The 13370-nt window shown below is 67.4% G+C and carries 14 protein-coding genes; 6 read left to right on the top strand and 8 right to left on the bottom strand.

Translation table 11 applies throughout. The features are described from left to right. Positions 1-10: 10 nt before the first annotated feature. Entirely contained in the window at positions 11-793 is a 783-nt protein-coding gene (locus tag L810_RS12170) for an aldolase (RefSeq protein WP_021158663.1), read from the bottom strand. A gap of 133 nt (positions 794-926) precedes the next feature. Between L810_RS12170 and L810_RS12165 the strand changes: the two genes are divergently transcribed. Together L810_RS12165 and hutC are read left to right on the top strand one after the other, a co-directional pair. Next, positions 927-1469 carry a helix-turn-helix domain-containing protein gene (locus tag L810_RS12165; RefSeq protein ID WP_021158662.1) on the top strand — a complete coding sequence of 181 codons (543 nt, stop codon included), beginning with the start codon at positions 927-929 and terminating at the stop codon, positions 1467-1469. Positions 1470-1500: 31 nt separating this feature from the next. Further along, on the top strand, positions 1501-2238 hold the full coding sequence (gene hutC / locus L810_RS12160; RefSeq protein ID WP_021158661.1) for a histidine utilization repressor: 738 nt from the start codon (positions 1501-1503) through the stop codon (positions 2236-2238). Positions 2239-2342: 104 nt separating this feature from the next. Here the strand turns inward: hutC and L810_RS12155 are convergent, their stop codons facing one another. Together L810_RS12155 and L810_RS12150 are read right to left on the bottom strand one after the other, a co-directional pair. Continuing rightward, on the bottom strand, positions 2343-3191 hold the full coding sequence (locus L810_RS12155; RefSeq protein WP_021158660.1) for a phytanoyl-CoA dioxygenase family protein: 849 nt from the start codon (positions 3189-3191) through the stop codon (positions 2343-2345). A 39-nt stretch (positions 3192-3230) separates the two neighbouring features. Next, the gene (locus tag L810_RS12150; protein WP_042974177.1) at positions 3231-4034 is read right to left on the bottom strand and encodes an ABC transporter substrate-binding protein; all 804 of its coding nucleotides are present in this window, start codon (positions 4032-4034) and stop codon (positions 3231-3233) included. A gap of 440 nt (positions 4035-4474) precedes the next feature. Between L810_RS12150 and L810_RS12145 the strand changes: the two genes are divergently transcribed. Further along, positions 4475-4954, top strand: a complete 480-nt coding sequence (locus tag L810_RS12145; RefSeq protein WP_021158659.1) for a helix-turn-helix domain-containing protein — start codon at positions 4475-4477, stop codon at positions 4952-4954. After that, a complete protein-coding gene (locus tag L810_RS12140) occupies positions 4951-5640 on the top strand; it encodes a nucleotidyl transferase AbiEii/AbiGii toxin family protein (RefSeq protein ID WP_021158658.1) in 690 nt (229 codons plus the stop codon). Before L810_RS12145 ends, L810_RS12140 begins: the two co-directional genes overlap by 4 nt. Before the next feature lie 3 nt (positions 5641-5643). Here the strand turns inward: L810_RS12140 and L810_RS12135 are convergent, their stop codons facing one another. Further along, a complete protein-coding gene (locus L810_RS12135) occupies positions 5644-6318 on the bottom strand; it encodes an ankyrin repeat domain-containing protein (RefSeq protein ID WP_021158657.1) in 675 nt (224 codons plus the stop codon). Positions 6319-6503: 185 nt separating this feature from the next. Between L810_RS12135 and L810_RS12130 the strand changes: the two genes are divergently transcribed. Further along, positions 6504-7367, top strand: a complete 864-nt coding sequence (locus L810_RS12130; protein ID WP_021158656.1) for a LysR family transcriptional regulator — start codon at positions 6504-6506, stop codon at positions 7365-7367. A 107-nt stretch (positions 7368-7474) separates the two neighbouring features. Here L810_RS12130 and L810_RS12125 read toward each other — a convergent pair whose 3' ends face one another. The 3 genes from L810_RS12125 to L810_RS12115 form a co-directional block, all read right to left on the bottom strand. Further along, positions 7475-7960: a nuclear transport factor 2 family protein gene (locus L810_RS12125; RefSeq protein WP_021158655.1), complete on the bottom strand. Its 486-nt coding sequence runs from the start codon at positions 7958-7960 to the stop codon at positions 7475-7477. Positions 7961-8027: 67 nt separating this feature from the next. Then, positions 8028-9212 carry an amidohydrolase family protein gene (locus L810_RS12120; RefSeq protein WP_042974175.1) on the bottom strand — a complete coding sequence of 395 codons (1185 nt, stop codon included), beginning with the start codon at positions 9210-9212 and terminating at the stop codon, positions 8028-8030. Between the two features lie 102 nt (positions 9213-9314). Continuing rightward, positions 9315-10514, bottom strand: a complete 1200-nt coding sequence (locus L810_RS12115; RefSeq protein WP_042974172.1) for an amidohydrolase family protein — start codon at positions 10512-10514, stop codon at positions 9315-9317. A gap of 539 nt (positions 10515-11053) precedes the next feature. Here L810_RS12115 and L810_RS12110 point away from each other — a divergent pair. After that, positions 11054-11701, top strand: a complete 648-nt coding sequence (locus tag L810_RS12110; protein WP_021158654.1) for a glycine zipper 2TM domain-containing protein — start codon at positions 11054-11056, stop codon at positions 11699-11701. A gap of 213 nt (positions 11702-11914) precedes the next feature. On the opposite strand, the gene L810_RS12105 is transcribed toward L810_RS12110, so the two are convergent. Beyond that, a complete protein-coding gene (locus L810_RS12105) occupies positions 11915-13306 on the bottom strand; it encodes an amino acid permease (protein ID WP_021158652.1) in 1392 nt (463 codons plus the stop codon). Positions 13307-13370: the final 64 nt, after the last annotated feature.

Genomic DNA, 13370 nt, shown 5'->3' with positions numbered 1-13370 from the left:
AATCGCCCGCTCACGCGACGCAGTCCCGATGCGTGCGCAATGCCCTGCGCGCGTAGTAGTCGAAGGTCACCGCGTCGCGCTTCGGCTTCGAAATCCAGTCGTGCGCTTCGCGCGCCAGCGCCGGCGGCACCGGCCTGATCTCGCCGGCCGCCATCGCGAGCAGTTGCAGCTTCGCGGCCCGCTCGATCAGCAGCGCGAGGATGCACGCTTCCTCGATCGTCTTGCCGACCACGAGCTGGCCGTGATGCGACAGCAGGATCGCGCGCTTGCTGCCGAGCGCCTTCGAGATGATCTCGCCCTCCTCATTGCCGACCGGCACGCCGGGCCAGTCCTTCAGGAACGCGCAATCGTCGTACAGCGGGCAGGTATCCATGTGCGACACGACGAGCGGCTGCTCGAGCATCGACAGCGCCGCGACATGCGCCGGATGCGTATGGATGATGCAGTTCACGTCCGGGCGCTCGCGATAGATCCACGTATGGAACCGGTTGGCCGGATTCGGGATGCCTTCGCCGTCGACGACGTCGAGATCCTCGTTCACGCGCAGCAGGTTCGCGGCCGAGATCTCGTCGAAACCGAGCCCGAGCCGCTGCGTGTAGTACGTGCCGGCGTCGCCCGCGCGGCAGGTGATCTGCCCGGCCAGGCCGGAATCGTGGCCGGCATCGAACAGGATCCGGCACGTGAGCGCGAGCTTCTGCCGCGCGGACCAGCCGCTGTCGCCCACCTCGTTGTCGAGACGCCGCTCCGCCAGTGCGACCAGCGCGTCCTTCGTCAGATTCAGCGTTTCCGCCATGTTCACCTCCTGAATGGACCGGGTCGGTCGCGCCGTCCGCGCCGCTTTTCCGGGAACACGTGACACACGATACACCACAGGACACTTTGTGTCATGCGTTACAATCGGTTTTTCGAAGGACACCTGGCGCCCCATGACGATTCGCCTGAAGCTGCTCAGAAAACAGAAGGGCTGGACGCTCGATGTGCTGGCCGACGAGACGGGCCTCACCAAGAGCTACCTGTCGAAAGTCGAGCGCGGCCTGAGCGTGCCATCGATCGCGGTCGCGCTGAAGCTGTCGAAGGCACTGAATGTCGATGTCGAACAGTTGTTCTCGGAAAGCCGCAACCGCGAGCTGATCACGGTCACGCGCGCCGGCGAGCGCACGGCGATGGGCGCGGCGGCCGACAGCCACGCACACCGCTTCGAGAGCATCGCGGCCGGCGTCGCGCCGAAGAAGATGTTGCCGTTCGTCGTGCATCCGCCGCACGAATTCGTCGCATCGACGTTCCGCGAGCACGAAGGCGAGGAATTCCTGTTCGTGCACAAGGGGCGCGTCGAAATCGAATTCCCGAACGAGACGGTGCAACTCAAGACCGGCGATTCAGTCTATTTCAACGCACTCATCCCGCACCGCACGCGCAGCCTCGGCGCCGCGCAGGCGGAGATCCTGGTCATCGTCAGTCACGACGACTAGCCTCGCCACCTCTTCGCGCAAGGATCCCCCGATGGTCACGAAGGCCACCGCACCGTTCCAGCAGATCAAGACGCTCGTTCGACAGAACGTCGACTCGGGCGACTGGCGCCCCGGCGACCGCCTTCCGTCCGAGCTCGATCTCGCCGCGCAGTTCGGCGTCGCACGCATGACGGTCAACCGCGCGCTGCGCGAGCTGACCGAGGAAGGCGTGCTGAAGCGCATCGCGGGCGTCGGCACGTTCGTCGCCGAGGTGAAGCCGCAGTCGAACCTGCTGATGATCGCGCACATCCGCGACGAAATCCGCGCGCGCGGGCACGAATACCGCTGCCGCGTGCTGAGCCAGTCGAGCGAGCCCGCGTCGTTCGACGTCGCGGCCGCGTTCGGCCTGCCGGTCAATACGCCGGTTTTTCACGTGGTGTGCGTGCACGAGGAAAACGGCCGCCCGATCCAGCTCGAGGATCGCTACGTGAACCCGGCCGCCGCGCCCGGTTTCATCGACCAGGATTTCCAGGTCGAACCGCCGTCCGAGTACCTGTACAACAACGTGTCGCACTACGAACTGGAAATCGAGCACGTGGTCGATGCGTCGCTGCCGACCGGCGAACAGGCGCGGCTGCTCGACATGCGCGCCGACGAGCCGTGCCTCACGCTCACACGCCGCACCTGGACGAACGGGTTGCCCGTCACGTTCGTGCACTTTCTGCATCCGGGCAACCGCTACCGGCTCGGCTCGCGCTTTAAGCCGGGCGCCGGGCGCCACCCGACCTGATCCTTCGTCACACACCCTTCGTCAAACACCGGCACGCGCAAAAGCGCGCGGTGGCCGTTTCGTCAGAAAACGGCCGCCGCGTCCTTCTCGCCCGCCCGCCGGCGTCAGAGCGCGCCGGCCTGCCCCGCGCCACGCGACCACACGACCGGAAACAGCGGGTGGTCGAGCGGCGCGCCATCGGGCAGTTGCTCCGCGAGCCCGGGGAAATCGGGCGACGTCTTCCAGCGGCGCGGCGCGTGACGAATATCGTCGCCGACGAAGCGGATCGAGAACGCGCGCCGACGGTTCTGCGTACCGCCCGACGCATGCAGCGTGAGCATCCGGAAGCACACCATGTCGCCGGGCTCGAGCGCCCAATGGCGGATCGGAAAGGCCGCGCGGTCGCCTTCGATGTCGGGCAGGTCCGCGAGGCTGCCTTCCGGAAACCACTTCGCTTCCTTGTCCATGAACGTGCGCGGCATCAGCCACGGCCCGCGATGCGAGCCCGCGACGAATTCCAGCGTCGATTCGAGCGGCACCAGATCGACCGGAATCCACATGCTGACGTTGTCGTCGCCCTCGATGTTGTAGTACGGCTGGTCCTGGTGCCACGGTGTGCGCTGCCGCGTGCCGGGCTCCTTCACGAGCAGGTGGTCGTGATGGAGCCGCACGTTCTCCGTGCCCATCAGCGCGGCGGCCACCGACGGCGCGGGCGAGCGCACGATGAAGTCGCGATACGCGTCGTTGTGCTGCCAGTTGCAGAAATCCTCGAAGAACCAGCCCGGATCGTCGGGCCGGCTTGCGACTTTCGCGCGCGGGCTCGGCTGCGCGAGATTCGCGTCGATGCCGGCGCGCAGCGCGGCGATTTCGTCGGGCGAGAAGATGCCCTTGATGCAGACCGCACCTTCCTCGCGGAACGCGGCGATCAGTTCGGGCGTCACGGCTTGCGCGACGCGCTCCTCGATACTCGTCATGGTGTGCCTGTCGATTGAATGAATTGCGGAGTCACCGAATCACGGTGCCGAAGTCAGCTGCTGCTTCGCACCGTAGATGTCGAAGTCGAAATATTTCGCGGCGATCTTCTGGTACGTACCGTTCGCGCGGATCGCGACGATCGCGTAGTTCAGCCGCTTCTTCATCGCGTCGTCGCCCTTGCGCACGCCCATCGCGACGCCGTAGCCGGTGATCCGCACGTCGGTCACGTCGGGGCCCGCGAACGCATAGCCCTTGCCGCGCGGCGTCTTCAGGAACGAATAGCCGGCCTGCGTCTTGTCCTGGAAGGTCGCGTCGAGGCGGCCGTTGACGAGATCCTGGTACACCTGGTCCTGGTTCTGGTACGAGACGATCGTCACGCCCCTGGTCGCCCATTCGGCTTTCGCGTACGCCTCCTGCGTCGTGCCCTGGTCGATCCCGACGCGCTTGCCCGCGAGCGACGCGGCGGTCGGCAGCAGCTTCGAACCGACCGGCGCGACGAGCGCGCCCGGCGACGCATACAGCTTGTTCGAGAAGTCGATCTGCTTGAGCCGCTCGTCGGTGGCCGTCATCGCGGACATGATCACGTCGAACTTGCGCGCGCGCAGCGCCGGAATCATCCCGTCGAAGCCCTGCTCGACCCAGACGCACTTCGCACGCAGCTGCTCGCAGATCGCATTGCGCAGGTCGATGTCGAAGCCGGCGAGCGAGCCGTCGGGCTGCTTCGCCTCGAACGGCGGATACGTGGGGTCGATGCCCCAGCGGATCGTCGACGTGTCCTGCGCGAACGACACGAGCGGCGCGAACGCCAGCGCGGTAACGAGAAGCTTTGCAGTGCGGTTCATGGCGTGTCCTTGATGGTCTCGACGCGGCGCGCAAGCGCCGGCGTCCGGTGGGGGGCGGTGCGCGAACGACTGGGACTTCGATGAAACTGCGATGCAGTCTAGACCGCTCAATTTTTGAGCGCAAGCGGGGGAAGACGGGATGGGCGGCTTAAGGCCGGGTGGAAGCGAGACGACAGAGATCGCGCGCGAAACAAGCCTGAATGGCGAGGATTTTCGCGGTTTTCGGGTGTTTACCCTGCGAGACGCACACCAGCAACAGAGCGTGTTTTTCCGGATATCCGAGAAATAGCGATGTCTATACAGGTATCGCCCGATCCCGATCCAGTGGCGTTGGCGATGCGTCCTATACCGCCCCAGGCGTTCTCAGAGACAATAAGCCATCCGGACATGTAAGATATACTTTACATTCAAGCGTATTGAATCTGCGCCGGGAGGTCAACGTGCAACTCTATGAAATCGGTCAGGCCGTTGCGAGACGGAGGGCGGAACTCGATCTCACGCAGGCCCAGCTTGCCAAGCTCGCCGGGCTGTCTCGGTTCACCGTCAACCAGCTCGAAGCCGGCAAAGTCAAGGATCTCGGAATCAACAAGCTGATCCCGTTGCTCAGCGTGCTCGGCATCGAACTTCTGGCATTGCCGCGACAGGCCCATAACGGCCTCTACAAGGCCGTCGTGAGCGCGAACGTCAGCTACAAGGGTGAATTGACCGAACGCCTGCTGGCCGACGCGTTGACCACTGGACACATTCCGGAAGGATACGAGTCACAGTTCTCCGTCATCCTCGACGAGGTGCCGTTACCTGTCGTGGTGAAGGCGGCAGAGGAAGCCGCCGAACGCTCGGGCACCCCGCTTCGGACCATCTGGAAAAACCTCGCGGCATGGTCGAAGGATCTTCACCTGTATCGGGAGGTATGGGCATGACCGCACCATCCGCGTTGCCTGACGGCCCGTGGCAAGGCCTTTTTCGTCACGCAGTGACGCTGGTTGACGAGATACGCAAGCACGGCACGTCGAATCCGTTCTGGACGTTCGGCGGAGGCACGGTTCTCATGCTGCGCCATGGCCATCGCGTGAGCAAGGACGTCGACATCTTTGTACCCGACCCACAATATCTCGGGTACGTGAATCCCCGCATCAGCGACGCCGCATCCGACATCACGACGGACTACGAAGAACATGCTGGTTTCGTGAAACTGGTACTGCCCGACGGCGAAATCGACTTCGTAGTCTCCCGAAATCTAATGTCTCCCGGCTACGACGAATGGATGCTGATGGATCACGTCGTCAAGGTCGAGACTTCCGCGGAAATCGTCGCCAAGAAAATGTGGCACCGTGGCGATCGCCCGACCGCGCGGGACCTGTTCGATTTGTGTCTGGTCATCGAGCGAGAACCGGACAGCCTGATGCAAGCAGGGGCATTTCTCGTTCGACATCGCGATACGTTTTTGCGTCTGCTCAACGAGCATCGTACCTTCGTCAAGTCGCGTTTCGACGACATCCAGACACTCGGCTACACGCCGTCGTTCGACTATTGCGTCGAACTGGCCGAAGCATTCCTGCGCAAACTTCCCGGCGGCACGCCCGAACAAAAGTCACGCCGCCGCTAAGCGTTACCGCGCCCCCGCCCCCACCAGCACCCGCTCGATCGCCGCATACCCGCGCCGCCGCGCATGCTGCAGCGGCGTCACACCGTTCGAGTCCGCCAGATTGACGTTCGCGTGCCCGTCGACGAGCAACTGCACGATCCGCACATAACGCTCGCTGCCGTCGCCGAGCATGATCGCCTCCAGCAGCGCAGTCCAGCCGAGCCGGTTCACGTGGTCGACGTTCACGCCCGCGTCGATCAGCGTGCGCACCGTCTCCACATGGCCGCGCTCCGCCGCCGGAATCAGCGCGGTGCCGCGATAGCGGTTCGTGCTGCGCAGGTCCGCGCCGTGCGCGAGCGTCAGCCGCAGGATGTCGAGATAACCGCGCGCACCGGCATACAAATACGGGCTGTCCTGGATCGCGTCCTTCGCGTTGACGTCCGCGCCCGCGTCGATCAGCACGCGCGCCGCCTCGACGCGATTGCCGTGTGTCGCGATCAGCAGCGCGGTGCGCCCCTGCCCGTCGCGCGAATCGATCTGCGCGCCGCGTTCGAGCAGCAGCCGCAGTTCGCCCACGTCGCCCCGGTCGGCCGCGCTGCGCAACCTGCCCTCGAGCGCGCCGCCGTCGGCGGCGGCCACGGCCGACGTGAGCGTGGTCAACGCAAACGAGCCGACGATTGCGATCCGTTTGAAAAACATCCAGTGTCCTCCTGGCCTGCCGCGCACGCCGAAGCACGGCCGATGCGATGCATCACGCGCCCCCGTGGCGCCACACGACGCCGCGCCGGGTCCGGCGAAACCGCGATTGCCCACGGCATCCGGCCATGTTAAAAGTCGTCGCACGCATTTGAAAATGAAATGCTCGAATCCACAGAAGTGCAGAAATGAATAGACCCCTGTTCGACATCGACCTGCTGCGCGCGCTCGTAATGGTCGCCGACTGCGGCAGCTTCACGACGGCGTCCGCGCGCCTGCACTCGACGCAGTCGACGGTCAGCCAGAAGGTGCGCCGGCTCGAGGAAATCGCCGGGCATCGCCTGCTCGACCGCGGCACGCGCGACGTGCGGCCGACCGACGCGGGCGTGACGGTGCTCAGCTATGCGCGGCGCATGCTCGCGTTGAACGACGAGATGCTGGAAGCGCTGTCGGGTGCGACGGTCGCGCTGACGATCCGGCTCGGCGTGCCCGACGATTTCGCGGCGGGCCGCACGACGCATGCGCTCGCGGCATTCAAGCGCGAGCATCCGCAAGTGAAGCTCGAGGTGATGTGCGGGCTGAGCCGCGACATCAGCGCCGCATACGACCGCGGCGAACTCGACCTAGTACTGATCAAGCAGCGCCGCGACAGCCGCGAGGCCGTCGTGCGCTGGCCGGAGAAGCTGCGCTGGATCGACAGCGCCGCGCATCCGTCGATCGATCTCGACCCGGTGCCGATCGTCGTGTTTCCGCCGCGTGGGCTCTATCGCGACGACATGATCAAGGCGATCGAGGAGCGCGGCCGCCGGTGGCGGATCAGCTTCACGACGTCGAGCCTGAGCGGCATCCAGGCCGCCGTCGCCGACGGGCTCGGCATCAGCGTGCTGCCCGCGCGCGTGGTGACGGACGAGCACGTCGTGCTGACCGCGAAGGAGGGTTTCGCGCCGATCGAACACATGGACATCGCGATCCTGCATCGGCCGACGGCCGACCCGATGGTCAGCGAACTGACGAAGGCGCTCGCGGCCATGCTGGAGCACGAGGAGCAATAGGAAAGAGAACGTCGGATGCGGCAAGCGGGCGGACGCCGCGACGCCGCCGGCACGGCCGATGCGACGCGATCGCGCGCGCGTCGGCACGTCCGCGCGCCCGATCCCCGTCAGAACATCGTGTTACCGTTCGCGGCCTGCTCGGGCACGGGTTGATTGACGTCCCAGTGCTCGACGATCTTGCCGTTCTCGAGCCGGAAGATGTCCATGATCGCGCTGCCGCGCGTGCCGGGTTCGCGCACCGCGTGCACGTGCAGGATCACAAAGTCGCCGTCGACGAACGAGCGCTTGATCTCGCTGTGCGACCGCGGATACTTGTCGCGCAGGAACGCGACGAACTGGCGGAAGCCGTCGCGGCCGTCGGCCGCGTTCGGGTTGTGCTGCACGTAACGATCGCCGACATACGCGAGTGCGGCGTCGGCATCCTTCTCGTTCAGGCCTTTTTCATAGAACGCGAGCACCGTGCGCCGGTTCGCTTCCTGCTGCGCGTCCGTTCGCGCGTCCGACGGCCCGGCCGCCACCGCATGCGCGGCGCTCACGGCGAACAGGGCCGCCGCCATCCATCGTGCGGCCCGTGCCGCGGTCGTGCGTCGCATCGTCTTCTCCCGGGAAATCCGGCTGAAAACCGGATCATACCGGGGCGATGCTTCACTCGGGTTTCACTCAGACCAGCGCGCCGTTACGCGCCACGATCTTCCCCGACGACACGACGAGCCGACGCACCGGCCGTGCGACGACGGCCTCGGCGAACGTCAGCGCGTCGACCAGCACGACGTCCGCGCGGCTGCCCGGCTGCAGCCCGTAACCGTCGAAGCCGCAACCGCGCGCCGCGCCGTGCGTCACGCAGTCGAGCGCGACCTCGAGCGCGTCGTCGCGGCGGAAATCGTTGCGCATGCCGATCAGCATTGCGCGTTCGAGCATGTCGGGCGACCCGTACGGCGTCCACGTATCGCGCACGCCGTCGTTGCCGCCGATGACCGTCACGCCCGCCGCACGGCACGCGGCCACCGGCGGCACGGGCACCGCCGCCGGCGCGGTCGTGACGAGCCCGACGCCGAGTGCCGCCATCCGGGCAAGCAGCGCATCGCGCTCGCGTTCGGCGATATCGCCCAGACAGAACCCGTGGCTGATCGTCACCTTGCCCTGCATGCCGTGCGCCGCCGTGCGCTGCAGGATCAGGTCGAGCGAATACGCGCCCATCGAGCCGCGCTCGTGCAGGTGGAGGTCGAGCCCGCGGCCATGGCGTTCGGCGATCGCGAACAGCACGTCCACCGCCTCGACCGGATCGCCTTCGATCGCGCACGGGTCGAGCCCGCCGAGCAGATCGGCGCCGGCGGCGAGCGCGTCGGACAGCAGTGCGTCGGTGCCCGGCCGCTTGAGCACGCCCGATTGAGGAAACGCGACGATCTGGATTTCAACCTGCCCGCGCAGCGTCTCGCGTGTCGCGAGCACGCCGTGCAGATGCCGCAGCCCGGCTTCGGTATCGATGTCGACGTGGGTGCGGATACGCGTCGTGCCGGCCGCGAGGAATGCACGCGCCAGCGCGAGCGACGCGACGCCGGCGTCGTGGCCGCTCGTCGCGCGATAGTGGCGCTCGTTCTCGATCCGGTCGACGAGGCGCGGGCCGACCTGGTTGCGATACCACGGCATGCCCCAGTGCGTCTTGTCGAGGTGCGTATGGCCTTCGACGAGGCCGGGCAGCGCGAGCGCCCCCGCGCCGTCCTCGATCGCGCAGCCGGCGGGTGCGTCGAGCGACGGGCCGATGCGCGCGATGCGATCGTCTTCGATCAGGATGTCGAGCGCGGCGTCGGCGCTCGGGCGGACGTTGCGGATCAGCAGGTTCGTCATGTCGGTTCCGGTGTGGTCAGTCAGTGCGGTCAGTGCGGTCGGTACAGTCAGTGCAACGGGGCACGGCGCGTGCCGTGCCGCCGCTCAGGTCGGCCAGGCCGGTCAGCGCGTGAAGCGCAGCGCAGGGGCGAACGGCGCGCCCGTGTCGCTTTCGCCGCGGCGGAACACCCAGCGCTCGGCCGGCACGCCCGCGACGGCCGCCGCCGCATTCGGCGCACGCACCGCGACGAACGTCGCGTCGCAGCCGACAGCGATTCCATAGTTCTCCTTGCCGATCATGCGCGCGCCGGCATGCGTCGCCATGTCCAGCGCGATGCCGAGCGCTTCGTCGGTGTAGAAGCCCGACCGATAGCCGACCATCATCGCGCGCTGCAGCATGTCGCCGTTGCCGTAGGGCCACCATGCGTCGCGGATGTTGTCGTTGCCCGCGATCACCTGCACGCCTGCGTCGCGCAGCGGCTGTACCGGCGGAAACGCGCAGTCGCCCGGCGCATTCGTCAGGATCGACACGCCGGCTTCGGCCAGTGCCGCCGCGGTGCGCCGCACGTCGTCGTCGCTCACCTGACCGAGCGCGTACGCATGGCTCACGTTCACGCGCCCGCCGAGCCCCGCCGCGCGCGTGCGCGCCGCGATCCGCAGCAGTTGCGCGATGCCCGTCTCGCCCGGCTCGTGCAGGTGGATGTCGATCTTCGCGCCGCGCTTCTCGGCGATGCCGAACACGATGTCGAGCTGGCCGTCCGCGTCGCCGTCGAGTGTCGTCGGGTCGATCCCGCCGACCACGTCCGCGCCCTCGCGCACCGCTGCGTCGAGGATCTCCGCGGTGCCGGGGCACGTGACGACGCCGGCCTGCGGGAACGCGACGAGTTCGATGTCGACGATGCCGCGCCATTGCTCGCGCGCGGCCATCACGGCCTGCAGGTTCGACAGGCCCGTCGTCGCATCGACGTCGACGTGGCTGCGCATCGCGACCGTGCCGAACGCGGCGGCCTGCGCGATCAGCGCATTCGCGCGCTCGACGATCGGCGGCGCGGCCGCGAGCTGGCGCTTCTCGACCGCGAGCCGCTCGCGCAGCGTGCCGACCGTTTCGTGCGGCACCCAGCGATCGCCGACGAAGCTCTTGTCGAGGTGGATATGACCATCGACGAAACCGGGCAGCACGACGCGGCCGTCGAGGTCGATCGTTTCCGCGCCGGGCGCCGCCGCACGATCGGCGCCGATCGCGGCAAAGCGGCCGTCACGGACGACGAGGTTGATGGGCTGGCCGCCGGCATCGACGGCGTTGATGAAGATACGATCGGTCATGGCTCGGAATGTGGGGCGGTCGCGGCACGTCGCCGGCGCGGACAGGGGAAGGCACCGCAGCCGGCCCGGCGCGACCGTTGGCAGGGAATCCGGCCACGATATCGGACGGCGCCGACAGAGGCCAATTAAATGTCGCGATGCCGCGCATTCGATTTCGCGATGCGCAGCGCAAACGCCGCGCCAGCCACGCGCGGCTGCGGGGTCCGATCTCGTCGGCGACGGCCCGCATGCCGATGGCCCGTCGGGTGACGTCGCCGAAGCCGACGTTTCGCGCGCCGGCATCGAGGGGCCGACTGCCTCGCAGGATAAGCCGCCGGACCGCTGTCGATCCGCGTCATCGCGGTTGCCGAACGGGCGCCGCCGCCCTCGCCGCGCATTGCGCGACCGCCCCGCCCGGGCGGCGATTTACGCGGCAACAGACTTTACACGTTGTTACCCGGCCGCACCGGACGCGCCACCCGCCATTCCTTATACTCACGCCGAGTTCGCCACCCGTCCTGGCATTCGTCGGCGAACCCGTTGCCGATGCAGGAATCATCATGATGCGCATGCCTTCCACGAAGACCGTTCTGTTCGCCTCGCTCGTCGCCGTCGCGGCGCTTCCGCTGACCGCCTGCGTCGCGCCGGGTTACTACGGCGCGCAGCCGGGGTATCCGCAGCAACAGCAATACGCGACGCCCGGCTACGCGCAGCCCGCGTATTCGCAACCGGGCTACGTGCAGCAGCAACAGCCGTATCCGAACCAGGCGCCGCAACCGTACGATCAGTACGGCAACCCGCAGCAATACGGGTCGCAGCCGTATGACCAGTACGGCAATCAGCAGCAATACGGCAACGGCTACGGCACGCAGTACGGCACGGTCTCGAACATCCAGCCGGTCAACGGTTCGGTCGGCCCGTCGGGCGTGGCCGGCACCGTCGTCGGTGCGCTGGTCGGCGGCCTGGTGGGCAACCAGTTCGGCCGCGGTCACGGCCGCGATGCGGCGACCGTGATCGGTGCGCTCGGCGGCGCGGTGGCCGGCAACCAGATCGGCCAGCAGATGGGCGCCGCGCAAGGCCCGAGCAGCTACCGGATCGACGTGCAGGTCAGCGACGGCACGATGCGCTCGTTCGACGTGCAATCGCCGGGCAACCTCCGGCCGGGCGATCGCGTGCAGATCAACGGCAACCAGCTGGCGCGGTATTGATTCGGATGCGGTGCGCCTGACCTGATCGGGCGCATCGTCGCGCGTTTGACGTCGGGGCCGGTTCGGCGCGACGGCGTACCTGCTTCACCCCATCCTCATCCTTCGTGCCGGCGCGGCGCACATGACGCACGCGCCGGCATCCGCCTTCAGCGCACCCGGCGCACGACCGCGCCACCACTCGCACTCCGACATCCGCGCCCGCGCGCCTGGCCGTCACACCCGCTCGACCCCGAGCCCGACCCGCGTCGACCGCGCGGCCGCCTGCAGATGCCGCGACCGCCGGTAGACGATCGTCATCACCACCATCACCGCCGCACCGGCATACAGCGACCCGCGCGTCGACGGATCGACGCCGAGCATCACGAACACGAACGCGACGAACACGAGACAGATCCACGACGTGACCGGCGCGTACGGCAGGCGGAACGCGACCGTCTCGCCGCGCGCGGCCAGCACGCGCCGGAACCGCATGTGCGTCAGCACGATCATTGCCCAGATCACGGCCACGTCGAACGACAGGAACGACATCAGCCAGCCGAACACGCGCGCGGGCATCACGTAGTTCAGCACCACGCCGACCGACATGAACAGCACGGTCGCCCGCACCGCGCGCGACGGCGACCCGCTGGCGCTCAGCGCCGCGAACGACGCAGGCGCGAGGCCGTTGCCGGCCATGCTCGACAGCATGCGCGCGCCGCTGAACACGATGCAGTTGAAACTCGACAGCGCGGCCGTCACGACCACGAAGTTGACGATGCCGGCCGCCTGCCGCAGCCCGAGCGATTCGAACGTCGTCACGAACGGGCTGCCGTGCTCGCCGAGCTCGTGCCACGGATACAGCGCCATGATGATGAACAGCGCGCCGACGTAGAAGATCAGGATGCGCCACAGCACCGAGTTGATCGCGCGCGGGATCATCTTCTGCGGCTCGCGCGCCTCGCCGGCCGTGAGGCCGATCATCTCGACGCCCGCGAACGAATACGCGACGATCGGCAGCGCGCTCACGACCCCGAGCACGCCGTGCGGAAACACGCCGCCGTGCCGCCACAGGTTCGACAGACCGACCGGCTCGCCGTGATGGCCGATCCCCGTGAACACGATCAGCGCGCCGCCCGCGATCATCAGCACGATCGTCACGACCTTCACGATCGCGAACCAGAACTCCAGCTCGCCGTACACCTTCACGTTGAGCAGGTTGAACGCCGAGATCGCGGCGATCGCCGCCACGACCCACAGCCACTGCGGCACCTCCGGAAACCAGAAGCCCATGTAGATGCCGATGGCGGTCGTCTCCGCGACGCCGACGCCGACCATCAGCAGCCAGTAGCTCCAGCCGACCACGTAGCCGGCGTACGGCCCGAGGTATTCGAACGCATACGCGCCGAACGAGCCGGATACCGGCCGGTGCACGGCCATCTCGCCGAGCGCGCGCATGATCAGGAAGATCATCGCGCCGCCGATCAGGTACGCGACGAGCGCGCCGGGCCCGGCCGCCTTGATCGCGGACGCCGAGCCCAGGAACAGGCCGACGCCGATGGCCATGCCGAGGGCCATGAACGAAATCTGGCGCGCGCCGAGCTCGCGCCGCATCGTGTGCTGTTGCATGTCGTCTCCAGTCGTTGATCGTCGCGGCAAGCCGGATGGGCCGGCCGCTGGACGGAGCGGCCGG

Origin of the sequence: Burkholderia sp. AU4i (assembly GCF_000466765.1) — a bacterium.
Classification (GTDB): Bacteria; Pseudomonadota; Gammaproteobacteria; order Burkholderiales; family Burkholderiaceae; genus Burkholderia; species Burkholderia cepacia.
Note: the sequence above shows the minus strand (reverse complement) of the source record. Positions and strands in the feature narration are given on the sequence as shown.

Bases quoted from the DNA above. Each gene is read 5' to 3' on its own strand.
- L810_RS12170 (WP_021158663.1), bottom strand. From the start codon at position 793: ATGGCGGAAACGCTGAATCTGACGAAGGACGCGCTGGTCGCACTGGCG.
- L810_RS12165 (WP_021158662.1), top strand. From the start codon at position 927: ATGACGATTCGCCTGAAGCTGCTCAGAAAACAGAAGGGCTGGACGCTC.
- hutC (WP_021158661.1), top strand. From the start codon at position 1,501: ATGGTCACGAAGGCCACCGCACCGTTCCAGCAGATCAAGACGCTCGTT.
- L810_RS12155 (WP_021158660.1), bottom strand. From the start codon at position 3,191: ATGACGAGTATCGAGGAGCGCGTCGCGCAAGCCGTGACGCCCGAACTG.
- L810_RS12150 (WP_042974177.1), bottom strand. From the start codon at position 4,034: ATGAACCGCACTGCAAAGCTTCTCGTTACCGCGCTGGCGTTCGCGCCG.
- L810_RS12140 (WP_021158658.1), top strand. From the start codon at position 4,951: ATGACCGCACCATCCGCGTTGCCTGACGGCCCGTGGCAAGGCCTTTTT.
- L810_RS12135 (WP_021158657.1), bottom strand. From the start codon at position 6,318: ATGTTTTTCAAACGGATCGCAATCGTCGGCTCGTTTGCGTTGACCACG.
- L810_RS12130 (WP_021158656.1), top strand. From the start codon at position 6,504: ATGAATAGACCCCTGTTCGACATCGACCTGCTGCGCGCGCTCGTAATG.
- L810_RS12125 (WP_021158655.1), bottom strand. From the start codon at position 7,960: ATGCGACGCACGACCGCGGCACGGGCCGCACGATGGATGGCGGCGGCC.
- L810_RS12120 (WP_042974175.1), bottom strand. From the start codon at position 9,212: ATGACGAACCTGCTGATCCGCAACGTCCGCCCGAGCGCCGACGCCGCG.
- L810_RS12115 (WP_042974172.1), bottom strand. From the start codon at position 10,514: ATGACCGATCGTATCTTCATCAACGCCGTCGATGCCGGCGGCCAGCCC.
- L810_RS12110 (WP_021158654.1), top strand. From the start codon at position 11,054: ATGATGCGCATGCCTTCCACGAAGACCGTTCTGTTCGCCTCGCTCGTC.
- L810_RS12105 (WP_021158652.1), bottom strand. From the start codon at position 13,306: ATGCAACAGCACACGATGCGGCGCGAGCTCGGCGCGCGCCAGATTTCG.